Source organism: Bradyrhizobium erythrophlei, assembly GCF_900129505.1.
GTDB lineage: Bacteria > Pseudomonadota > Alphaproteobacteria > Rhizobiales > Xanthobacteraceae > Bradyrhizobium > Bradyrhizobium erythrophlei_D.
In genome coordinates this window covers 2,626,597-2,648,810 of the sequence record NZ_LT670818.1, presented here as the reverse complement: position 1 = coordinate 2,648,810, position 22,214 = coordinate 2,626,597, and the positions used below count along the sequence as shown (strand labels likewise).

Sequence of the window (22,214 nt, the reverse complement as noted above, 5' to 3'; positions counted from 1 at the left end):
TTTTTGGTTTGTTGAAGTTTGCAGAATATCATGGCGTACGATGGCGCGTTTTCATGTCGACCCAGACAGCCAGGATGACGATGACACCGGTGACGAGGGGCTGCCAGCTGGCGTTGACCGACAGCAGGTTCATGCCGTTCAGCACCAGCGTCAGGATCAGCGCGCCGACGAAGGTGCCGAACACGGTGCCGACGCCGCCGAACAGCGACGTGCCGCCGATCAGCACCGCCGCGATCGCGGGAAGCGTCAGGCTTTCACCGATGTCGGCTTCCGCTGAATTCAAGCGCGCGAGAAACACGATCGACGCCAGACCCGCCATCGTTCCGGAAACCCCATAGACCAGAAGCAGCCGTCGCGCGACCGGAATGCCCGACAGCCGTGCCGCGATCGGATTAGCGCCGGTCGCGTAGATCTCCTGGCCCCAGGTCGTCCGTTGCGCGAAGATGGTTCCGACCGCGAGGAAAATCAGAAGAAGGTAGACTGGGATCGGCAAGCCGAATAGATAGCCGCTGCCGATCTGGCGAAACCCCGGCGGAAAGCCATGGATGGTCTCGCCGGCCATATACCAGTAGGTGAGGCCGTTAAGCACCCACAACATGCCGTAGGTTGCGATGAATGAGGGGATGCGCAGCGCCGTCACCATCACGCCATTGAGAAGGCCGATGATGCCGCCGGTGGCAAGCCCGGTAAGCACGCCCAGGGTAGGCGATCCCGTCTGCTGGATAACCGTTCCGACAAGGCAGGCTGAAAGCGCGACATTGGCGCCGACCGACAGATCGAGTCCTGCCGTCAGAACCACCAGCGTCAGGCCGGACGCGATGAAGAACATCAGACTGGCCTGGCGCAGCACGTTGACAATGTTGCCGAGACTAAGAAAGGAATCGCTCGAGAACGACAGAACCACACAGATCAGGAGCGCAGCGAGCAACCGGTAGAAGATCTGAAGTGCGTCCCCTGAGACCAGGGCACGTGGCGGCGCGAAGGCCTGTTTGGTCAGGTCAGTCATGACCGGCTCCGCAACCCGTCGAAGAACAGCGCTACGATGACGAGGAGTCCGACACTGGCGACCTGGATCGACGACGGAAGCGCCATCAGGTTGAGCCCGTTGCGCAGCACGCCGACCGCGATCACGCCCAGCGCCGTGCCGAACAGCCAGCCATTGCCGCGTTCGAACGACGTGCCCCCCACGGCCACGGCTGCGATCGCGTCGAATTCGAGACCGAGGCCCGCGGTCGGATGGCCGGAATTCATTCGCGCGGTCATCAGCAGCCCTGCAACACCGGCCATCATGCCGCCGATCGCATAGACGGCGATGAGCAATCTGCTCGGCGCCAGACCGGCATATTTCAAAGCCTCTCGATTGCCGCCGAGTGCGAAGATGTATGTGCCGAAGCGGGTATGATAGAGAAGTACGTGAAAGGCGGCATAGCTGACCAGCGCTATCGCGACGGGTACCGGCACGCCCGCGATGGTCGCCGAATAGACGTCGCGCACGCTGTGCGGGATGCCCACAACGCTCTGGCCGTCACTGATGATCAGCGACAAGCCCTGGGCCATGCCCAACGTGCCGAGCGTGGCCACGAACGGGGGAATGCCGAGAGTCGCCACCAGCCAGCCATTGACGGTACCGAACGCGGCGCCGGCCAGAATCGCGGCACCGAGGCCGAGCAGCATCGATCCGGTCGCCAGCGAAACGATGGCCACGACGAGAGATGTGAAGGTCAGGACGGCGCCCATCGACAGGTCGAGCCCCTCCGTCATGATGATCAGCGTCATCGGCAGCGCCAGCATTGTCAGAACGGTCGACTGCACCAGAACGTTCGTGATATTTGCCGGCGACAGGAATCCCGGCGCAACGCTCGCGAACACGGCGACAAGCAGCACCAGCGTGACGGCGACGCCGGGGATCCGTTGAAGCGGGTTGCCGGGCAGAGAGGTGATAGCCTCACGCATGATGCATCCCTAGTCTCACGATGTTTTCCTCCGTCAGTTCGGCGCGCGACAATTGCCCCGCGATCCGGCCTTCCCGCATCACATAGGCGCGGTCGCAGACGTGGCAGATTTCCGCCTGCTCCGATGAAATCATCAAAGCGGCCGCGCCGTCAGCGACCAGCCGATCGATCAGCGCGAAGATTTCCGATTTGGCACCGACATCGATGCCGCGCGTCGGTTCATCGAAGATGAACAGTTTTGCCCCGGTCGCGAGCCATTTTCCGATCACGACTTTCTGCTGGTTGCCTCCGGACAGCAGGCCCACCGTCTGCCTGGACGTTGGTGTTCCGATACGCAGTTGCTTGACCAGCCCGTCTGCAACGCGCTGGGCTCGGCGCGGCTCGAACAGATGAGAGGGAAACAACTTACGTAGTGCGGATACGACGAGATTGTCGGCGACCGAGCGCAAGAGCGCGAGCCCCTCGCTCTTTCGGTTTTCGGGGATCAGCGCGATCCCGCGCCGGGCGGCCCGGTCGGGGCCCCCCGACGTCCGCTGCCCGTCGAAGATGATCTCGCCTGCGGTCACCTTGTCCGCGCCGAAAATCGCGCGCACCACTTCGGTCCGTCCGGACCCGACGAGACCGCAAAGCCCGACAATCTCGCCTGCGCGGACCTCGAGATCGATATCTGATATCCCGCTTGCCGCTGCCAAACCCTTGACCTCGAGCAGCACTTTCCCGGGCGTTTCCGCAAAATGGCGCGGATAGCTCGTGTCGACGGTGCGGCCGACCATCATGCGCACTAGCTGATCCGGCGATGCGTCGCCGGGGCGGATCTCGTCGATGCGGCGCCCATCGCGCAGCACGGTGATGCGATCGCCCAATGCGAAGACTTCGGCCATACGGTGCGAGATATAGACGATGGCGACACCATCGGTCTTCAAGCGCGCAATCAGCGCGAACAACAGTTCAGTCTCGTGATCCGACAACGCCGCGGTCGGCTCGTCCATCACCAGTATACGGGCGTTCTGGCTAATGGCCTTGGCAATTTCCACCATCTGCTGCTGGGCGACGCCGAGCCTTTCCACGAGGACCGACGGATCGATGTTGAAACCGATCGTGTCCAGAATGCGCCGGGCATCGCGCAAGATCCGTCGGCGGTCGATTGTCCCGGGGATGCGGCCGGACGGCTCGCGGCCGAGAAAGATGTTCTGCGCGATATCGAGATAGGGGACGAGCGAGAACTCCTGGAAGATCACGGCGATGCCGAGTTTTCTTGCGTCGGCGGCGGAGGAGATCGAGACCTTGTCGCCCTTATAGTAAAATTCGCCTCCGTTGGCGCTATCGGCGCCGCACAACACCTTCATCAGGCTGGATTTGCCGGCGCCGTTTTCGCCGAGCAGCATGTGGACCTCTCCCGGCCACACCGCAAAGGACACGTCGTCCAGCGCCTTGACGCCGGGAAATTCCTTGCTGATGCCGCGCAATTCAAATAGCGGCGTCGTCATTGGTGCGTCGCCTGCGGATTGAACGGCGGCGCTCATGCGCGCGGCTCCAGCGAAGACCGAAAGATCTTGCCCGGATTCATCAATCCCAGGGGATCGAGCGCGGCCTTGATGCTGCGCATGACATCGACGGCCTCGCCGAGTTCGTCCTTCAAGAAGTCGATCTTGCCAAGCCCGATGCCGTGTTCGCCGGTGCAGGTGCCCTCCATTGCGATGGCACGCGCGACCATGCGCGCGTGCAGGGCCTTAGCGCGGGCGATCTCCTCGGCATTGGCGGGATCGATCAGGATCAACATGTGAAAATTGCCGTCGCCGACATGGCCGACGACTGGGGCGATCATCCCGAGGGCGTCGACTTCGCGCCGCGTTTCAACCAGGCATTCCGCAAGCCGCGAGATCGGCACGCAGACATCGGTTATCATAGCGCGCGCGCCAGGTCTCAGGCTCAACCCCGCATAGAGCGTGTTATCGCGGGCGCGCCATAGTCGCGTGCGCTCTTCGGGCAGTTGCGCCCACTCGAAACCGAGCCCGCCGTGCTCTGCGGCGGTCGCCTCGGCGAATTCCGCCTGTTCGGCAACGCCAGCCTCGGTGCCGTGAAATTCGAAGAACAGTGTCGGCGCCTCACGATAGGCGAGTCCGAAATGGCCATTGATGCCGCGCATCATCACTTCGTCGAGCAGTTCAATCCGCGCCACCGGAATGCCGGACTGGATGATCTCGATTGCGGTTTCGACTGCGTCGTGCAAGGCGCCGAAGCTGGACACGGCGGACGAGATCGCCTGCGGCCAAGGATGCAGCTTCAACGTTACTTCAGTGATGATCCCCAGCGTTCCCTCAGAGCCGACGAATAATCGCGTCAGGTCATAACCGGCGGATGACTTTCGCGCGCGCCGGCCGGTGCGAATCACGCGTCCGTCCGCCAGCACCACCTCCAGCGCCATCACGTTGTCCTTCATCGTCCCGTAGCGCACCGCCATCGTGCCGGAGGCGCGCGTCGCCGCCATGCCGCCAATCGACGCATCAGCGCCGGGATCGATCGGAAAAAACAGGCCGGTGTCCCGCAGTTGCGCATTGAGCTGCTTGCGCGTAATGCCCGGCTGCACGACGACATCCATATCCTTGTCGTTCAGCCTTAGAATCCTGTTCATTCGCGAAAAATCGAAGCAGAGTCCTCCGGCGACCGCCGCAGTGTTGCCTTCCAGCGAAGTTCCGGCGCCAAACGCTACGATCGGCATGCCGGCAGTCGCGCATAGCGCGACGATCTGCGCCACCTCCTGCGTGGCCTCCGGAAATATCACGACGTCGGGCGGCTGGTTCGCATGATAGGCCTCGCTGCGGCCGTGCTCGTCCAGGACGCCGCGGGCGGTGGTCACACGCGCGCCGACCATCCCCGCGAGGCGGTCGATGACGGCCGCCGCGCCGACCGGAATTCCCATAGCGTCCTCCCGAAATTCTGCCGTGCCGGACTCTTGGTGGTCCTTGCCGAGACAACAGCCAATCAAGCCGCGCGAGCCTTACTCACAGCTTGCTTGAGGCTGAAGTCGTGATTTCAGATGATATTAATGAAAGTGCGATGGAGCTACCGGAAAATGGTAGAAATCAAGTTGCGACGTGACTACCACTAAAATATGCGGATTGGAGTTAAATCCGGCGAGCGCGGCAACTATCGACTTCCAGGATTTGAGCCTAGGAATGGGTCTGCCGCGCGTTGGCGCTGGCAAGTTCGGCAAGACCTCCATCTGAGAAAATACCTCCGAGGCGAACACGATCGCTTATCCGTGAGAAACGGCCGAACCACTTTCCGCTGAGGCTCATAAGTAACTCGAAACGATCGAATTTCGAGAACCGTACCGAATGGGTGGAGTCCAGAGGTTCGGAGAGAAACCGGCCCTTCGGAGAATAAAGGGCGGCTCTGCCGTTTGGGGGTCCGGCGCTCAAATTAGAAATGGCCACGGCTACTGGGCCTAACTGCCAATGAGTTCGCCCGGAGAATACACGTCTTGGGCATGCTGGCAGAGAGAGTGTCAGTCAATCCCCATTGATGTACAAGCTGTTTTTCATTCCAGCACGTAGGAACCTACGGTCCTGGCTACCAGCCATCAGCCCATCCCGTGCGCCCGCTGCGCCCCAAGCCTCTGCGCCATCTTCCGTCGACCTAGACGCGGCCGCCGATCAGGGCATGCCCGCCGGCGGCGGCGACGCTCGCAAGACGGTGGAAGGGACTGATCGCGGCCAACGACTTCTTGGGGCTCAGGTTCGAAGAGCTGAGGGCGGCGGTATCGAAAGGCTATTCTCGCGGTCAGCTTCCGCAGGTCCGCGAGCTCATGGATGCCTTGTGAGGAAGGACCTGCTGTTCTTACTTTTTGTCTTCGAAATTAGCCCATAGCTGACAGCGGCGTACTAAGGAACGTCCGCTTTGCGCGGCCATTCGGCTGACGCGAGCTAAGCAACTAGCGGTTCATGGATCGAGTACATCGTTGGTTCTCGCATCTTGCCCTTCAACTTCGGTTTCTTACGACGTGCATCGGCTCGAATTCGTGGACCTTTTCAGGTCGGAGCTTGCGATAAACTGGCGCCACGCTGCGATCCTCGTCCACCAGCGTCAGACGGTCGATCTCGATCAGGTCGTCGGGCGTGAATTTGATTTCCAGCGCCTTGATATTCTGGGCAATGTGCTCAGTCCTGTCGGCTCCGGCGATAATGGTCGACATCGCCGGGCGCGATAGCAGCCACGCCAGGGACATCTGCGGAAGCGTCCATCCCCTTTGCTCCGCAAATGCCTTGAGATTCTCCTGAACATCCCAATTTCGTTTGCTGTTCCACGCCGCATAGTTCGGGCTCGCGGCTGCACGGGTCCCCGGGGTTGCCGCCGCATCGCGCTTATACATGCCGGTCAGCAGTCCCCCCGCCAGCGGAAAATACGAATTCATGCCGATACCGTATTTGACGCAGAATGGCTCCATGCGTTTTTCGATGTCACGATACAGCAAGCTGTAGTGATCCTGCGCTGAGATGAATTTCTGCAGATTGTATTTCTCCACGGTCCACTGCGCCTCGCAGATTTCCCACTCGAAGAAATTGGCGACGCCGTGACGCCGCGTCTAGACGACGCCCGCCCAGGTCTGGCGGCGCCAATCCGCGCAGCAAAACGGTTGCCCCTGCTCGATACCCGCGCAAACGATCGCGCCGAAGCGCGGATCGCCATCCTCGATCGGGATGACGTCATGTCCATAGTCTGCAAGGCCGTTGAGATGAGGATGCGCACTCTCCACCAGCAGGCGTGAGTTTTCGTTTCGCCAGCGCGGTTGCGCGATAGCGCTGGCGATATCGGCGCCTTCCACGAATATTGCGCTCAACAATTGCAGCAAGGTCTGAATTTGTCCATCCGCGCCGGGCGTCGCCAAGGCGACGCAGCCGTGCTCGGTTTCGATCAGCACCGGCGCGAGCGTATGCACAGGCCGCTTGCCGCCTGCGCACTCGTTGGGGGGCGAGGTAAAGCCCGCCGCACGGTTGTTGAGAGTGAAGCCGCCTGCAGGAACGTAGATTGCTGAACCGAAATTGTCGAACACGCTGATGAGCGACGACACGGTCATGCCGAAGGCGTCCGATGCCGCCACGCCGGCAGTATGCAAATAGGCGCGCGGCCCACCCCGGCGGCTCGCCCTGTCGAGATCGACAGGCAATGGCACGGCAAGCAGGGCTGCGCCCTCGCTGACACGATCACGATAGGCAAAGCTACTTTGCGTCAGCTCGACGCAGGCATGGTCGCGCTGTCGAGCCTCCAAGGGGCCAAGACGCTCCTCGCCGGCGAGCGCCATGGAAAGCAGGACGCCCTGCGAGACGGGTGGCTGGACATGCACCTTGCGGCCCCGCCATGTCGTCGTGACCGGCGCGGCGACTACCGTCCCGTGCAGCGCAAGGTCGGCGGCATCGAGCACGCCGCCGCCCAGGTGAACGGCTTCGACGATACCTTCGGCGATAGGCCCTTCATAGAAGGCGGCCCGTCCCAGCCGGCCGATATCGGCAAGCAGCGCGGCAAGCTCGGGCTGCCTGACGATCGAGCCGACCGGCGCGGTCAACATCGGCCACGCCGCGGCGCCGCCGCGAACCAGCCGGCCCGAATAGCGCTGAAATGTTTCGGCGAGACGCGGGCCGCGGCGTGCGCCGTCATGCGCGATTTTCACGGCCGGCGCGAGCACCGTGGCGAGCGGCAGGCGTCCCCACTGGCGGCTCATGGTTTGCCAGGCATCGACAATACCGGGCACTGTAACGCTGTTGCCGCCGTCATCGTCCGCGCGCACCATGTGTAAGGGTGAGGCACCGGTGCCATTCACGGCAGTCACGTTGCCGTCTGGCAACCGGATCACGCACAAGGCATCTCCGCCGAGGCCGCAATCATCCGGGGTGAGCACGCACATGACGGCCTGGCCGGCGATAACCGCATCCGCCGCCGAGCCGCCGGCAGCCAGCATCACCTGACCCGCAGCGACAGCCAGCGGGTGCGCGGCCGAAACCGCGCCATTGCCGAACAGAACCGGACGCCGGGTGGACGAGAAGGAATCGGCAATCAGCATTCGTATTGGCTTTCCGGATTAGTAGCCGTCAAACGGCGGTGTAGCCGTTCACGAAGCAGCTTCAGGATCGTTCCGATGGCCGATCCTTCTCGTCGGTCGTGCCCGCGCTGCGCAGGCGGTCAGTTGCTGCGCGGTCGATGCCGCGGCCCCCAGGCGTGAGCACGACGCCGTAGACATCCCGGGCGGCGCCCACGGATACTCTGCCGTCGAGCACATCGTCGAGGACGCGCTCGGGTTCGCGCTCATGCGCATTCCCGTAGCCGCCGCCGCCCGCCATCATATGGCGGAAGACGGCTCCCTGGCCGAGCATGATTCGTTCGGTCGGCAGGGTCGGAACGACGGTCAGTTCGTTGTCTTTCTCCACGGTATTGGTCGATGGCGCGCCCTCGCCACCGCCGAACAGGCCATGCGGAGGAAAGCGGCGTTTGTCCGAGCGCACGCCGAGAAAGCAATCGTCTGTCAGGATACGGTAGTCGCGCTTCAAGGCGAGCCCGCCGCGCCGCCGGCCGGCGCCACCCGTATCCGTGACGAGACCGTAGCTTTCGATCCGCAGTGGAAAATCCGCCTCGATCATCTCGATTGGCACGTTTGACTGGTTGGACGCCATGTGAGGCACGCCATCCTGGCCGTCATGGTCGCGGCTGGCGCCCCAGGTGCCCATGATGCATTCGGAAAACACGAAGGGCGCACCGTCGATTTGCCCGGCAAATGTCGGGAGGGTCGATCCGCCGGCGCCATCCGCCGTTAGCTTGTCTGGCAGCGCCGGAGCAAGCGCGCCGAACATGCAATCGACAATGCGATAGCCGGTAATGCCGCGCGCGCCGCAAGGAGCGGGCGACACGCAATTGACCAGCGTGCCTTCTGGCGCAAGCACCGTAATCGGACGCGTATAGCCGTGGCAGTTCGGCATATCCGGCGGCATGATCGAGCGTAGCGCGGCATAGACATTCGACTTGGTGAAGGACAGCGGCGCGTTGATGCCGCCGCGCACCTGCTTCGCGGTTCCGGTCCAATCGGCTGTGATCACGTCGCCCGTCACGGTGATCTCCACCTGGAGCACGATGGGCTCCGGTTCCTGGCCGAGCCCGTCGATATGATCGGTGAAACGGTAGACGCCGTCCGGGATCGCCGAGATATAGATTCGCGCAATACGCTCGGCGAGATCGTGAAGATCGACGAATGCCTGACGCATCGGCTCGGCCCCATAGCGGCCGAAGAGCTCGTCGAAGCCGCGCAGCCCAGCCTCGGCGGCGGACACCTGGGCACGAAGGTCGCCCAGCACCAGACCGGGAACCCGGACATTCGCTTCGATGATGCTCCAGATCGCCGCGTTATCAACGCCGCGTTCGCGCAGCTTCAGGAACGGCAACCGCAGTCCCTCCTGGAATATTTCCGTGGCGCCGATCGAATTGCTGCCGGGCACCAGCCCGCCGACATCGACATGGTGAGCGATCGTCGTGGCCCAGCCCTGCAGACTGCCGTCATGGAAGAAAGGACGGATGATGTAGATGTCCGGCAGGTGCTGGCCGCTAGCCAGATAGGGATCGTTGCCGATGAACAGATCGCCTTCGTATATGTCGCCCTGATACTGGGTGATGAGATGGCGCATTGCATCGTAGAAACTGCCGAGATGCATCGGCGTCGTCAGGCCCTGTCCGACGATCTGGCCTTCGGCGTCGCAGACGGCGGTCGAATAGTCCATCGAATCCCGGATAATCGCCGAATAGGCCGTCCGCATCAGAATCAGGGCCATTTCATCGGCGACCGTATCAAGACCATTGCGGATGATCTCGAGAAGCAGCGGATCGGTTCTGGCCACGGCGTCGTCCTTCATGTTGATCACTCCGCCTGATGTTCGATGACGATGTTGCGCCGCGCGTCGAGGCTTGCCAGCCAGCCAGGCGGCACGATGGTCGTACTGTCGGCCTCCTCGACAATGAGCGGTCCAAGCACGGGTCGTGCCAGCCGGCCGCGGCCGACAACAGGCGTCTCCAGCCAGCCATGTTCACCGAAATAGGCTCGCCTCGTTGCTGTATTGTTTGCAGCCGTGCCACCGCCGTCGGCAACGGCCTTTGCCTCCGGCCGCTCGGCAATGACCGTGCCGACGACGCGCAAGGCAACAATTTCGCGACCATGGCTACGCGGCAGACTGTGGCCATAAGTGCGGTAATGTTCCGCGTCGAACGCGTCCGAGAGCCGGTCGAGTGCATCGGCGTCAAGTAAGCCCTCGGGCAGGTCGACAGTCAATTCGAACGCCTGTCCCGCATAGCGCAAATCGACCCTACGACGAAGGCGAATGCTATCGGGCGGACGGGCAAGCCGATGCAGGACCTCCTGCTCGATGGTCTCGAATGCCGCCGCAACGCGCGCAGGTTGGGCCGCATCCAAGGGGATCAGCATGCCCTGCGACTGGGTGAATTCGATATCGGAGAACAACAGGCCGAAGGCGCTGAACACACCCGCAGCCGGAGGCACCACGACGCAACCGATGCCGAGCGAAGCGGCGAGATCGACGGCATGCAGCCCGCCGCCACCGCCAAAGGCGAACAGGATGAATTTGCGGGGGTCGCGCCCGCGCGACGTCGTGACCGAGCGGACCGCGCGCGCCATCAGCGCATTGGCGATGCCGACAACGCCGTAGGCGATGTCCTCCACCGGCCGACACAAAGGATCGGCCAGTTGCCTCTGCAGCGCATCGCGAGCGGCGGCGGCATGGATCGGGACCACCCCGTCTGCGATCGCCTCCGGGTTGAGATAGCCCAGCACGACGTTGGCGTCGGTCACGGTCGGCAGGTTGCCGCCGCGTCCATAGCAAACCGGACCCGGCGTCGCGCCGGCGCTCTGCGGGCCGATGGATATGTTGCCAGCCGCGTTGAGGCGGATGATGCTGCCACCGCCGGTCCCGACCTCGCACACATCGATGACGGGAAGCCGCAGCGCATAGCCGCCACCTTTCACCAGACGGCTGCTGAGTGAGATACCGCCCCCGACTTCGTATTCGTCTGTGGTCAGATGCCGGCCGTTCTCGATCACCGAGGCCTTGGCCGTGGTGCCGCCGACATCGAGCGCGATGATGTTGGCGTAGCCGGCCAGCCGGCCGACATAACCGGCACCGATCACGCCTGCGGCAGGGCCGCTTTCGACGACTTGCGCCGGCCGCTGGAGTACCGATTCCAGATCGAGAATACCGCCGCTCGATTGCATCATGAACAGCGGTGCCGAAATGCCGACGCCATCCAGGCGCTTGCGCAGGGAGCGCAGATAGGAGCCGACCGGAGGCGCCACATAGGCGTTGATGACGGTGGTGCTGGTGCGCTCATATTCCCGGATTTCCGGTAGAACGTCGACCGACAATGTGACGAAGCGGCCCGGCAGCTTTTGGCGCAATATCTGGCCCGCTCGCCGCTCATGCGCCGGATTGGCGTAGGAATGGAGAAAGCAAATGGCAACGGCCTCGATACCGGCTTCGGCGATCGCCTCGGCAATGCGCTCCAGTCCGGCTTCGTCCAACGCCACCAGAACCTCGCCCCGCGGGCCTATCCTCTCGCGGACCTCATAGCGGAAACGGCGCGCAACAAGAGGGGCTGGCTTGCGATAGAGCGGCTCGTAAAGCCTGGGGACGCGGATGCGCCGCATTTCCAGCACATCGCGGAACCCCTCGGTCGTGACTAGCGCGGTTCGTGCGCCCTTGCCTTCGAGGATGGCGTTGGTCGCCACGGTGGAGGCATGCAGCACCTCGGCGAGGCTGCCTGGGGAAATGCCGTCCCGGGACAGGATTTCACGGCAACCGTCGAGTACGCCGCGCGCATAGTCATCCGGGGTTGACGGCACCTTGGCGGTCGAGAGCGTGCCATTAGGGGCGAGCAATGCGACGTCGGTGAACGTCCCGCCGATATCGGCGGCAATCCGGAACGCTGGCACCTCGGACTTTGCCGACAATTCGCTCATAGCGCGTACTTCCGCACCTTGTCCTCGTCGATCTCGATGCCCAAACCGGGGCCCTCCAAAGGCAGAAGGGCGCCATCGGCGAAACCGAAGGGGCGGGTGACGATATCGTCCTCGAAATAATGCCCGCCGATCCTGCAAGGGTGGCAACCGGCGGGGGCCGAGACCGGGATGACGGCCGGAATCGAAACCGGGCGCGATGACAGGGCGAAAGCGAGATTGGCGGCATTGCCAATGGCGGACTCGATTGAGCCGTTGATGTCGCAGGGCAGGCCCGCTGCCTCGGCAATGGCGGCGACATGGCCGGCCTTCTGAAAGCCGCCGGCCTTCGCCAAATAGATCGATATGGCATCGGCGCCCTGCATCCCGACAAGGTCAAGCGCATCGCGCGGCGACCAGCAGCTCTCGTCGGCGATGATCGGCATCTTTGCCGCGCCGGTCACCTGCCGCATATCGGCAAGGCCAGCGACCGGCTGCTCGATATAGTCGATACGGCAGTCTTCCAGCTCGCGCGCGACGCGCAATGCGGTCTTGACGTGTCGGTAGCCCTGATTGGCGTCGAGCCGCAGCCTCACATGCGCCGGCAGTCGCCGACGCAGATCCCGCACCAGTTCGATATCGCGATCGGCATCCTGGCCGCCCTTGATCTGGAGCGCGCGGATGCCATCGGCGCAGGCTGCCTCGGCTTCCGCCACGGCCTCGCCGACGTCCATCAGTCCGACCATATGCGCGACAACGACGCCCGGCCGTACCGCGCCGCCCAGCAATTTATAGACAGGCGTTCCGAGCGACTTGCCCCATAGATCGTGCAACGCCATCTCGACCGCGCACTTGGCATAGGTGTGACCGATCACAAGGCTGTCCATCTGCTCCACGATCGCGGAAATCGCCGTTGGATCCTGTCCCCTGAGATGGCGGCTCAAGATCTTCTCGGCGATGGAAACCACAGTGTCCAGCGTTTCGCCGCCGTGTCGGCCGTGCTCATCGCCCCAGGTCGCCAGCGGGGTCGCCTCTCCATATCCGACGAACCCCTCGTCAGTGCCGATGCGAATCAGGACGAATTCACCGAGTTCCTGGTCGAGGCCGTTCCACCGGAAACGACGCCTGATCGGCAGAGCAAACGGCACCGCATCCACACCCGTGATTTTCACCAATCATCTCCTTGTCGAAACCGGACCCCGATTTTCTCTCCAATGAGAAATACTTTCTGTGACGAGAATCAAGTTGATTTTTCCTGAAAGTGAAATTATCTTCGCTTGAGGCAAATAGAGCCGGGCATTCGGAGCATCCATGGCAAAACTCCAGACGCAGCGGACGACGCCGTCTTCGGCGCATGCAATCAGCGAGCGGCTGCGGTTTGTTCGTCAGGAAATCGGTCTCACGCTGGCCGAAGTCGGCGAGCGTACCGGGGTTTCCATCTCGAACCTGTCCAAGATCGAACGAGGAGAGGTCTCACCCTCCTTCGACGTGGTCATACGAATCTGTGAAGGTCTGGGAATTGCTCTCGAACAGTTTGTCACGCCGGGTCCGAAAATCGGCGTCAGCGGACGGAAAACCAAGACATCACAGGGCGAGGCCGTACCGTTCTCGACCGAGCAGTACGACTATCTCGCGCACGCAAGTGAAATCTCGCGCAAGAGCATGATTCCGCTGGAAATGTGGGTGAAGGCCCGCTCGCACAATGAGTTCGAGCACTGGAGCCAGCATGAAGGCGAAGAACTCGTCTACGTGATCAGCGGAGAGATCGAGATCCACACCGATCAATACGAACCGTTCCGCGTAAGATCCGGAGAGAGCGCCTATTTCGACAGCAATATGAGACACATTTATGTCTCGGTAGGCGATAGCTGCGCTCACCTCTTGTCAGTCTCCTGCAATTCTCGTGGCGCCGTTTCCGCGCCCATCGAGCAATTCATGCACCCGGCAGTTCGCCCGGGCCGGATCGTCGCAAGACCGCCGGACGGCGAGGATCTTCAACGAAGGCCGAACAGCCGCCAACACGAGACAGCAACGCCGAAGAAGCGACGTCCTCGGCGACCCGGGAAGCCAAAATAATGCCGCAAGGGAATGAAGCGCCCGAACAAGCCTTCCGCGTATCGGATCATGTGAAAGATGGAGATATCAAATTGCGCTTAGCATTCGCCTGCCTCACGCTTATTTCTGCCGGTCTTTATCTCACCCTCCCGGCTTCCGCGCAGACCCCGGCCTGCGAGCCGGCGAAAATTGCTGAAAAATACCCGGCCCTCGCGGGCAAGACGCTGCAGATGGGTGCCGACGGACAGACCCCGCCCTATGCAAGCCTCGACCCTGCAACCCAAACCCTGACCGGATCGGATATCGAACTCGCCAAGGCCGTCTTCGACTGCATCGGCGTGAAGTACGAGATCAAGCCAGCGGCCTGGTCCGGACTTTTTCCCGCGGTCATCGCAGGACAGATCGATCTGATGTTCTATCTCTACTACAACGCGAAGCGTGTGCAGCAGGGCGACTTCATCGTCTATATGAAGGCCGGTACCGGTGCGATCACGCAAAAGGGCAATCCGAGCGGAATCAAGTCCAGCGACGATTTGTGCGGCAAGACGGTCGCGACCGGCCTTGGCACGGTCGAGGAGGCCCAGATGAAAAAACTCGGCGAAGAGTGTGTTGCGGCCGGCAAGCCGACCGTGGAGGTCATGACCTATCCGGACCATGCGGCCGGCTTCCGGCTCGTTGCCAACAAGCGCGCCGACATCATGCTCACTGACCTCGCGCTGGTCGACCGTACCGTCGCTGATAATCCGACCGTTTATGAGCGCGCCTATGGCGTGATCAGCGGCTTTCAAATTGGCATTGCCATCAAGAAGGGCAATGACGTGCTGTCTTCCGCTCTGCTGGACGGCCTGAAAGCGGTGCAGGCGTCCGGCGGTCAGAAGGCGATCTTCGCCAAATATGGCGTCGATCCCGCGCTCGAACTGGCCGCCGAACTGAAGACGAAATAGGGCCCGGCGGAACGCGGCGCGCGATACGCCCCGGCAGTCGCGCGCCCGTTCAATTCATCCGCCAGGATGGCGCCGCTCCACGGCAATCATGTTTTTCATCTTCCAGACCGGAGCGTATCGATGAGCTGGCCTGCCGAAGTCGCGGAATACTTCACGTCCGGCTTTCTGTGGGCCGGAGCCGTGCTGGCAATCCAGATCACGGCGCTCTCGATGGCCATCGGCTTGACGCTGGGACTCCTGCTCGCGCTCATGCGCATGTCCGAATTCAGGGTCATCAGCTCGTTTGCCTGGTTCTACACATGGCTCATGCGCGGCACGCCGCTGCTGCTCCAGCTTGTCTTCATTTTCGACGCGCTGCCGCTGATCGGGCTCAAATTCGGCAGCTTCAGCACTGCCGTCATTGGATTCTCGCTGAACCAGGCAGCCTTCGCGGCAGAGATCATTCGCGGAGGCATATTGTCGGTCAACCCGCAGCAGGCGATCGCGGCATCCTCGCTTGGGATGGGCCCGCTACTCACATTGCGCCGCATCGTGCTGCCGCAGGCCATGCGCGCCATCCTTCCCGCGCTTGCCAACGATACGATCGGCATGCTCAAGATGACGTCGGTCGCTTCGGTCATCTTCGTCAACGAGCTTACTTTCCGCTCCCAGCAAATTGTCGGGCAGAATTTCAAGTTCTTCACCGTATTCGCGGGCGCAGCGATGATCTATCTGCTGCTGACGAGCCTGATATCCGGGGTTCAGATGCTGCTGGAGCGCAGGCTGGACCCCGAAATTCGGGTAAAGAAAGGCGGGCGCGGGCTGGTGTTCGGGTCATCGACCCCGCCCGAACCCGTCTCCTGTACCGTCCCGATCGCTATCTCTCTTCCCGCTTCCCGTGTTGAGGCGGTGCGCGAACTCATTCCGGCCGTGCGCGAAATTCAGGCCGAGCAGAGCAGCGCCTTTCTGTCCTGTGTCAATGTGTGGAAAGCCTATGGCGATCGGGACGTGTTGCAGGGCGTGAGCCTGGCCGTGCAGCCCGGCGAGGTGGTAGCAGTCATCGGGCCGAGCGGCTCGGGCAAGAGCACGCTGCTGCGTCTCATCAACCATCTCGAATCCGTCGATCAGGGTGAGATCAAGGTCGGCGGCCGTTATGTCGGTTATGTGAGGGAAAACGGGCGGATGAAACCGACATCGGGGCGCGCCAAGGCGCGTGCGGAGGTCGGCGTGAGCATGGTGTTCCAGCAGTTCAACCTGTTCAGCAATCTGACTGCGCTCGAGAACATCATGGAGGCACCGATCCGGGTCCACAATGTACCGCCTGCGGAGGCTGAAGCGCGGGCGCGCCGGCTGCTCGCAATTGTCGGACTCTCCACCCACGCCGACCATCTGCCGCAGCATTTGTCCGGTGGCCAGCAGCAGCGCGTGGCAATCGCCCGTGCTCTCGCCGTCAGGCCACGCCTGATGCTGTTTGATGAACCCACGTCCGCGCTGGATCCGGAACTCGTCGGCGAAGTGCTGAACGTCATCCGAAGTCTCGCGGAAGCTGGCATGACCATGATCATTGTCACCCATGAGATCCGTTTCGCCAGAGATGTGGCAGATCGCATCGTTTTCTTCAACGAAGGTTCGATTGTCGAGGAAGGCCCACCTGCCGAAGTGCTCGACAATCCGCGCAAGGACCGCACGCGCCGTTTTCTGAACCTCATTCGGCAGAGCGAAGAACCGGCGGCGTCGCTGGCCTGACCAATCGACGAAGCAAATCATTTATGACCGGCAATCGCGATGCCGACCTGACAGCGCGGAGGCCCCGATTGTTGGAGCAGCACCGATCGACCGCGGTCGCCGCGCGGCAACTGGTCGAGTCCACACCATAATTGCAATAGCTGACCAAGAGCATCGCATGTGCTCCAGGTAGTCGGCAGTGCGCGCCCAGATAACCAGACAACGCCTCGGTCGCTATCGAGATCATTCTGTTTGCGCCGAGTGCTTCTTTTCGCCAACCTGGACTACCGGCGTCGCTGCGCGCTTGGCGGCCTCCCGAAGCGTGCCTTGAATGCGCGCGAAAAGTGGCTGCCGTTCTGAAATCCGCAGGCGACACTGACAGCCGTTATCGTCATACCCGTGTTGCGCAGCAGTTCAGCGGCCTCTTCGAGGCGGATGCGGAGATAACATTCGCCTATCGTCTCGCCCAAAGCTGCGGAAAAAAGCCTTTCGAGCTGACGCAGCGACAGCCCGGCGAGCTTCGCCAGCTGTCTCCGGTCCGCAGGCTCTTCCAGCCTGGCTTCCATTTCCGCCAGAACCTTCAGAACGCGGTCATCGCTGATACCGACACGCTCCCGCAGGCTCAGCCGTTGGGATTTATGGGCGGCACGCGGCTCGGTACGGATGAACCATTCGCTCACGTCGGCAGCAAGCTTGTGACCATGTTCCCGCTCGATAAGCTCGATCGCAAGGTCAAGGCCGGCGGTTCCGCCCGCGCAGGTAAGCCGCCGCCTGTCGATCACATACAGGCTCGGCTCGATCGCAAGGGTCGGAAACGCATCGAGGAAGGCTGGCCGGTGAATCCAGTGGATAGTTGCCCGGTAGCCGTCGAGCAACCCTGCGCGCGCGAGAAGAAATGGGCCGCCGGAAACTCCTGCGAGCCGCACGTTCGAGCGAGCGAGACGCCTGAGCCAGGCAAACGTCTTGACATCGGAAAATGCAGCCGGGTCGCCGCCTGCGAAAACGAACAGCGTATCGCACGCAAGCGGCCTTCCGACCGCGCGATCCGCAAGTACGCTTGCACCGTTGGAGGCACATACGGGACGGCCATCGACCGAGATATGCGTCCAACGGTAGAGCTGGCGCCCCGCCAAATTGTTCGCGGCCCGAAACGGTTCGATGACCGTCGCATACGACATCAACGCGAACCCGTCGATCAGAAATAGCCCGAGCGTCCGGCCAGCAAACTTATCCGTATTGTCGCTTCTGGGCATGAGATCGTCGCTCGGCGGCAAGCATAAGGGGCTTTTACACCGTAAGTTTCTCCATGATCAACAATTTTTCTAAAGACCAGGCATCGTGCCCTGTACCCCGCTCGGCGGGATGATATTGCTCAAATCGGTTCGCGCCGACCTGTCCGGCTTGAATGCCGTCATCGTCGGACGCTCGAACATCGTCGGAAAGCCGATGTGCCAGCTTCTGCTTAAAGAGAACTGCACGGTCACTATCGCCCACTCGAAAAGCCGCGACCTGCCGGCCCTCGTGCGCATGGCAGACATCCTGGTCGCCGCCGTCGGACGGCCCGCGATGATCCGCGGAGACTGGATCAAGCCCGGCGCGATCGTCATCGACGTCGGCATCAACCGCGTTGCGGATGGCGCGGGGAAGACGCGGCTCGTTGGTGACGTCGCATTCGCCGAGGCCCTCGATATCGCCGAGGCGATCACGCCTGTTCCCGGCGGCGTAGGGCCGATGACCATCGCTTGCCTGCTCGGAAATTCCGTCGATGCGGCGGTGGCCCGTCGCGGCTGAACGAGGCGTGCAACCGCCGGGCAGCGCGAGCTTCGAAGTAGGCTCCGCCGCACGGGCGCCTTGATGCGTCGGCTGCGGCGGTCGTGCGGTCCGATCGGCCGGCCGAGGGCTCGGCAAGCTTCCTGACGGCCGGCGCCCAATTATCGCGCAGCGACTGCGGCTGCGGGGCTGTCCGCATGGGGCTGATCGGCCAAATCTGCCGATGGCCATTGCAACGTGTGGGGACGACGTCACAATTCATATTTCTTTACAGGAAACAATAAGATAGCACTTTGGGGAACATCGAACGATGCGGCCGCATCCGGGACATTCGATTTTAGGGGATCAAGATGGTGAAGAAAGCCGTCGTTCAACGTCGGAAAGCCGTTGCTTCGCCGACAAAAAGAGAAAGCGTTCTTCTGACGGGCTCGTCCGCGCCGAAAGACGCCACGCCAACCCTCGAATCCGAGATCGGCGCCGAGGTCAGGCGGCTTCGAAAAAGCTTCGACCTGACCGTTTCGGAATTGGGCGTGGCTTCCGGTATCTCGACCGGCATGCTTTCGAAGATCGAGAACGGCTCGATCTCTCCTTCTCTTTCCACGCTGTCGGCTCTGGCGAAGGCGTTGAACGTTCCGATCGCCGGACTGTTTCGCGAGACCGGCGAGCAACGCGACTGCTCCTTCGTCAAGGCGGGAACCGGCGTGAGGATCGAACGGCGCGGCACCAAGGCCGGCCATATGTACGATCTGCTTGGACATTCGCTCGGTGGCGAGGTCACGGTGGAGCCCTATCTCATCACGCTCAAAGCCGATGCCGAACCCTATATCGACTTCCGGCACGCCGGGGTCGAGTTCATCTACATGCTGACAGGCAAGGTGCGATATCGCCATGCCGATCGCAGCTACGTCCTGGAACCCGGCGACTCCCTGTTCTTCGACGCAGCCGGGCGCCACGGCCCCGAAGAATTGATCAAGGCGCCGATGACGTACTTGTCGATTATCATCTATCCACGGCGTAGCTGACCGAATCGGATGATGAGCCGCGCGAGGGGGCCCTGCCGTGCGCTGCCGCCTTGATCGAAGGCGGTTTCAGATGTCCAGCGTTACGTCCCTTTCCCACTGCGTGAAATGCGCGGCATAGCTGTTCCATTCCTGGTGCTTCAGCCGGAGATACGCTTCCGAGAACTCGTTGCCGAGGGCCGCCTTCAATTCCTTATCCTGGTCGAAGGCGCGTAACGCGTCCAGCAGGTTGAGCGGCAATTTCGGCGCATTCTGCACCGTGTGGCCCAGCGCGTACATGTCGATATCGAGGCGCTTTCCGGGATCCGCCTTCGAACTGATCCCCTCGAGTCCGACCGCAATGATGGCAGCCTGCAGCAGATATGGATTCGCGGCGCCGTCCGGCAGGCGCAGCTCGAAACGTCCCTTGCCCGGCACCCGCACCATGTGGGTGCGGTTGTTGCCGGTCCACGTCACGCTGTTGGGCGACCATGTCGCGCCCGATACGGTGCGCGGCGCATTGATACGCTTGTAGCTGTTGACGGTGGGGTTGGTAATCGCGGCGATGCCCTCGGCATGCTTCATGATGCCGCCAAGGAAATTGTATCCCTGCGGCGACAGTCCCATTTCATCGTCGTCGCTGTGAAACTTGTTGGACGAGCCTGCCTCATCCCAAACCGAAACGTGAACGTGGCACCCCGAACCGGTGAGACCGGGAAACGGCTTCGGCATGAACGTGGCGCGCAGGCCATGCTTTTCCGCGACCGAGCGCACCATGAACTTGAAGAACGAATGGCGGTCCGCGGTGACGAGCGCATCATCGAACGTCCAGTTCATCTCGAACTGGCCGTTGGCGTCTTCATGATCGTTCTGGTACGGGTGCCAACCGAGCTCCTGCATGTAGTCGCAGATTTCCGCGATGACATCGTATCGCCGCATCAGCGCCTGCTGGTCGTAACAGGGCTTGCTGGCATTGTCCTTCAAGTCGGAAATGCCGGCGCCGTCGGCCTCGATGAGAAAGAATTCGGCTTCAACGCCAGTTTTGACCCGCAGGCCTTGCTGTGCGGCCTTGGCGACGACGGTCTTCAGGATGGTGCGCGGTCCCTGCGCGACCGCCTTCTCCTCCATCACCAGATCGGCGGGCACCCAGGCCACTTCCTTGCGCCATGGCAGTTGCACCACCGCGGCGGCGTCCGGCATCGCGAACATGTCGGGATGCGCCGGCGTCATGTCGAGCCAGGTCGCGAAACCGGCAAAGCCGGCACCGTCCTTCTGCATTTCCGATATCGCCGACGCTGGCACCAGCTTCGCACGCTGCGCCCCGAACAGGTCGGTGAAGGAAATCATGAAGTAGCGGATACCGCGTTCTTTCGCGATCAGAGCCAGATCTTTGGACACGACGCCATCTCTTTCGTTTGATGTTAGCGAGATCGTTAGAAGCCTCCGCGCCCCGGGATCCAATCGGTCCCGGCGAGTGGCACGCGTGCCATCGCGGCGGCTTCAACGGTTAGCGCGCACAGATCCTCCGGCTCCAGATTGTGCACGTGGCTCTTGCCGCAGGCGCGCGCGATGGTCTGCGCTTCCAGCGTCATGACTTTCAGGTAGTTGGCAAGGCGGCGACCGGCGAGAACCGGATCGAGCCGCGCCATCAGTTCGGGATCCTGCGTGGTGATTCCAGCCGGGTCCTTGCCCTCGTGCCAGTCATCATAGGCCCCCGCGGAGGTGCCGAGCTTCTGGTACTCGGCTTCGTACATGGGGTCATTGTCGCCGAGCGCGACCAGTGCCGCCGTGCCGATCGACACCGCGTCCGCGCCGAGCGCCAGCGCCTTTGCCACGTCGGCGCCATTGCGAATGCCGCCCGAGATGATGAGCTGAACCTTGCGGTGCATGCCGAGATCCTGCAGCGCCTGAACTGCGGGCCGAATGCAGGCCAGCGTCGGCAGTCCGACATTCTCGATGAACACTTCCTGTGTCGCGGCGGTACCGCCCTGCATGCCGTCCAGCACCACGACATCGGCGCCCGCCTTCACCGCCAGCGCGACGTCGTAATACGGCCGCGAGCCGCCGACCTTGATGAAGATCGGCTTTTCCCAGTCGGTGATCTCGCGCAACTCGAGGATCTTGATCTCGAGATCGTCCGGCCCGGTCCAGTCGGGATGACGCGATGCGGAGCGCTGATCGATGCCCTTCGGCAGCGTCCGCATCGCTGCGACGCGATCGGTGATCTTCTGTCCCAGCAGCATACCGCCGCCGCCGGGCTTGGCCCCCTGCCCGATCACGATCTCGATGGCGTCGGCCTTGAGCAGGTCTTCCGGGTTCATGCCATAGCGCGACGGCAGGTATTGGTAGACCAGCGTCTGCGATTGTCCGCGCTCCTCGGTCGACATGCCGCCATCGCCGGTCGTTGTCGAGGTGCCCGCCGCGGTCGCGGCGCGCCCCAGCGCTTCCTTCGCATTCGCCGACAGCGAACCGAAACTCATGCCGGCAATGGTGATCGGAATCCTCAGATGCAGTGGCTTCTTGGCGAAGCGGGAGCCGAGCACGACGTCGGTATCGCATCGCTCGCGATATCCCTCGAGCGGATAGCGCGACATCGACGCCCCCAGAAACAGCAGGTCGTCGAAATGCGGCAGCTTTCGCTTCGCACCCCCGCCGCGAATGTCGTAAATCCCGGTCGTTGCCGCGCGGCGGATTTCGGACAGTGTGTAATCATCGAAAGTTGCCGATTTCCGAGGAACGGTCGGAGGATTGACGTAGGACATTCGTGGAGCGCCTGTTGACCTAGAATAGGGTTGCAAAATTCGGGCCG

At 62.3% G+C, this 22,214-nt stretch carries 16 protein-coding genes and 1 pseudogene; 5 read left to right on the top strand and 12 right to left on the bottom strand.

All coding sequences use genetic code 11. The features are described 5' to 3' along the window. Positions 1-28 precede the first annotated feature (28 nt). The 9 genes from B5525_RS12420 to B5525_RS12380 all read right to left on the bottom strand — a co-directional run bounded on the left by B5525_RS12420 (position 29) and on the right by B5525_RS12380 (position 13,106). A complete protein-coding gene (locus tag B5525_RS12420; protein ID WP_079566267.1) occupies positions 29-1,006 on the bottom strand; it encodes an ABC transporter permease in 978 nt (325 codons plus the stop codon). Continuing rightward, positions 1,003-1,953, bottom strand: a complete 951-nt coding sequence (locus tag B5525_RS12415) for an ABC transporter permease (protein WP_079566266.1) — start codon at positions 1,951-1,953, stop codon at positions 1,003-1,005. The genes B5525_RS12420 and B5525_RS12415 overlap by 4 nt, the downstream gene beginning before the upstream one ends. Next, positions 1,946-3,475 (bottom strand): sugar ABC transporter ATP-binding protein, encoded by a 1,530-nt coding sequence (locus B5525_RS12410; protein ID WP_079566265.1) that lies wholly within the window; start codon positions 3,473-3,475, stop codon positions 1,946-1,948. The genes B5525_RS12415 and B5525_RS12410 overlap by 8 nt, the downstream gene beginning before the upstream one ends. After that, entirely contained in the window at positions 3,472-4,872 is a 1,401-nt protein-coding gene (locus tag B5525_RS12405; RefSeq protein ID WP_079566264.1) for an FAD-linked oxidase C-terminal domain-containing protein, read from the bottom strand. The genes B5525_RS12410 and B5525_RS12405 overlap by 4 nt, the downstream gene beginning before the upstream one ends. Before the next feature lie 1,062 nt (positions 4,873-5,934). Further along, the gene (locus B5525_RS12400; protein WP_244567879.1) at positions 5,935-6,477 is read right to left on the bottom strand and encodes an aldo/keto reductase; all 543 of its coding nucleotides are present in this window, start codon (positions 6,475-6,477) and stop codon (positions 5,935-5,937) included. 60 nt (positions 6,478-6,537) lie between these two features. Then, positions 6,538-8,010 carry a gamma-glutamyltransferase gene (locus tag B5525_RS12395; protein ID WP_079566262.1) on the bottom strand — a complete coding sequence of 491 codons (1,473 nt, stop codon included), beginning with the start codon at positions 8,008-8,010 and terminating at the stop codon, positions 6,538-6,540. A 61-nt stretch (positions 8,011-8,071) separates the two neighbouring features. Next, entirely contained in the window at positions 8,072-9,844 is a 1,773-nt protein-coding gene (locus B5525_RS12390; RefSeq protein WP_079573269.1) for a hydantoinase B/oxoprolinase family protein, read from the bottom strand. A 5-nt stretch (positions 9,845-9,849) separates the two neighbouring features. After that, the gene (locus B5525_RS12385; RefSeq protein WP_079566261.1) at positions 9,850-11,958 is read right to left on the bottom strand and encodes a hydantoinase/oxoprolinase family protein; all 2,109 of its coding nucleotides are present in this window, start codon (positions 11,956-11,958) and stop codon (positions 9,850-9,852) included. Then, positions 11,955-13,106, bottom strand: coding sequence for a mandelate racemase/muconate lactonizing enzyme family protein (locus B5525_RS12380; RefSeq protein ID WP_079573267.1), 1,152 nt, complete (start codon positions 13,104-13,106; stop codon positions 11,955-11,957). The genes B5525_RS12385 and B5525_RS12380 overlap by 4 nt, the downstream gene beginning before the upstream one ends. 139 nt (positions 13,107-13,245) lie before the next feature. Here B5525_RS12380 and B5525_RS12375 point away from each other — a divergent pair, with 139 nt between their 5' ends. The 3 genes from B5525_RS12375 to B5525_RS47170 all read left to right on the top strand — a co-directional run bounded on the left by B5525_RS12375 (position 13,246) and on the right by B5525_RS47170 (position 16,658). After that, the gene (locus tag B5525_RS12375; RefSeq protein ID WP_079566260.1) at positions 13,246-14,010 is read left to right on the top strand and encodes a helix-turn-helix domain-containing protein; all 765 of its coding nucleotides are present in this window, start codon (positions 13,246-13,248) and stop codon (positions 14,008-14,010) included. 71 nt (positions 14,011-14,081) lie between these two features. Beyond that, positions 14,082-14,933, top strand: a complete 852-nt coding sequence (locus B5525_RS12370; RefSeq protein WP_244567878.1) for an ABC transporter substrate-binding protein — start codon at positions 14,082-14,084, stop codon at positions 14,931-14,933. Between the two features lie 120 nt (positions 14,934-15,053). Then, a complete protein-coding gene (locus B5525_RS47170; protein ID WP_172899862.1) occupies positions 15,054-16,658 on the top strand; it encodes an amino acid ABC transporter permease/ATP-binding protein in 1,605 nt (534 codons plus the stop codon). A 263-nt stretch (positions 16,659-16,921) separates the two neighbouring features. Here the strand turns inward: B5525_RS47170 and B5525_RS12360 are convergent, their stop codons facing one another. Continuing rightward, positions 16,922-17,815, bottom strand: coding sequence for a GlxA family transcriptional regulator (locus B5525_RS12360; protein ID WP_244568031.1), 894 nt, complete (start codon positions 17,813-17,815; stop codon positions 16,922-16,924). Positions 17,816-17,966: 151 nt separating this feature from the next. Between B5525_RS12360 and B5525_RS12355 the strand changes: the two are divergent. Both B5525_RS12355 and B5525_RS12350 read left to right on the top strand, forming a co-directional pair. Continuing rightward, positions 17,967-18,428, top strand: a pseudogene (locus B5525_RS12355) (bifunctional methylenetetrahydrofolate dehydrogenase/methenyltetrahydrofolate cyclohydrolase); the annotation flags it as partial. Between the two features lie 329 nt (positions 18,429-18,757). Continuing rightward, entirely contained in the window at positions 18,758-19,429 is a 672-nt protein-coding gene (locus B5525_RS12350) for a helix-turn-helix domain-containing protein (protein WP_079566257.1), read from the top strand. A 66-nt stretch (positions 19,430-19,495) separates the two neighbouring features. Here the strand turns inward: B5525_RS12350 and glnT are convergent, their stop codons facing one another. Together glnT and B5525_RS12340 are read right to left on the bottom strand one after the other, a co-directional pair. Further along, positions 19,496-20,803 (bottom strand): type III glutamate--ammonia ligase, encoded by a 1,308-nt coding sequence (glnT, locus tag B5525_RS12345; RefSeq protein WP_079566256.1) that lies wholly within the window; start codon positions 20,801-20,803, stop codon positions 19,496-19,498. Between the two features lie 35 nt (positions 20,804-20,838). Continuing rightward, positions 20,839-22,167, bottom strand: coding sequence for an FMN-binding glutamate synthase family protein (locus B5525_RS12340; protein WP_079566255.1), 1,329 nt, complete (start codon positions 22,165-22,167; stop codon positions 20,839-20,841). Positions 22,168-22,214 lie beyond the last annotated feature (47 nt).

Coding starts and splice junctions, on each gene's coding strand:
- B5525_RS12420 (WP_079566267.1), bottom strand. CDS start 1,006: ATGACTGACCTGACCAAACAGGCCTTCGCGCCGCCACGTGCCCTGGTC.
- B5525_RS12415 (WP_079566266.1), bottom strand. CDS start 1,953: ATGCGTGAGGCTATCACCTCTCTGCCCGGCAACCCGCTTCAACGGATC.
- B5525_RS12410 (WP_079566265.1), bottom strand. CDS start 3,475: ATGAGCGCCGCCGTTCAATCCGCAGGCGACGCACCAATGACGACGCCG.
- B5525_RS12405 (WP_079566264.1), bottom strand. CDS start 4,872: ATGGGAATTCCGGTCGGCGCGGCGGCCGTCATCGACCGCCTCGCGGGG.
- B5525_RS12395 (WP_079566262.1), bottom strand. CDS start 8,010: ATGCTGATTGCCGATTCCTTCTCGTCCACCCGGCGTCCGGTTCTGTTC.
- B5525_RS12390 (WP_079573269.1), bottom strand. CDS start 9,844: ATGAAGGACGACGCCGTGGCCAGAACCGATCCGCTGCTTCTCGAGATC.
- B5525_RS12385 (WP_079566261.1), bottom strand. CDS start 11,958: ATGAGCGAATTGTCGGCAAAGTCCGAGGTGCCAGCGTTCCGGATTGCC.
- B5525_RS12375 (WP_079566260.1), top strand. CDS start 13,246: ATGGCAAAACTCCAGACGCAGCGGACGACGCCGTCTTCGGCGCATGCA.
- B5525_RS47170 (WP_172899862.1), top strand. CDS start 15,054: ATGAGCTGGCCTGCCGAAGTCGCGGAATACTTCACGTCCGGCTTTCTG.
- B5525_RS12360 (WP_244568031.1), bottom strand. CDS start 17,815: ATGTCGTATGCGACGGTCATCGAACCGTTTCGGGCCGCGAACAATTTG.
- B5525_RS12350 (WP_079566257.1), top strand. CDS start 18,758: ATGGTGAAGAAAGCCGTCGTTCAACGTCGGAAAGCCGTTGCTTCGCCG.
- B5525_RS12340 (WP_079566255.1), bottom strand. CDS start 22,167: ATGTCCTACGTCAATCCTCCGACCGTTCCTCGGAAATCGGCAACTTTC.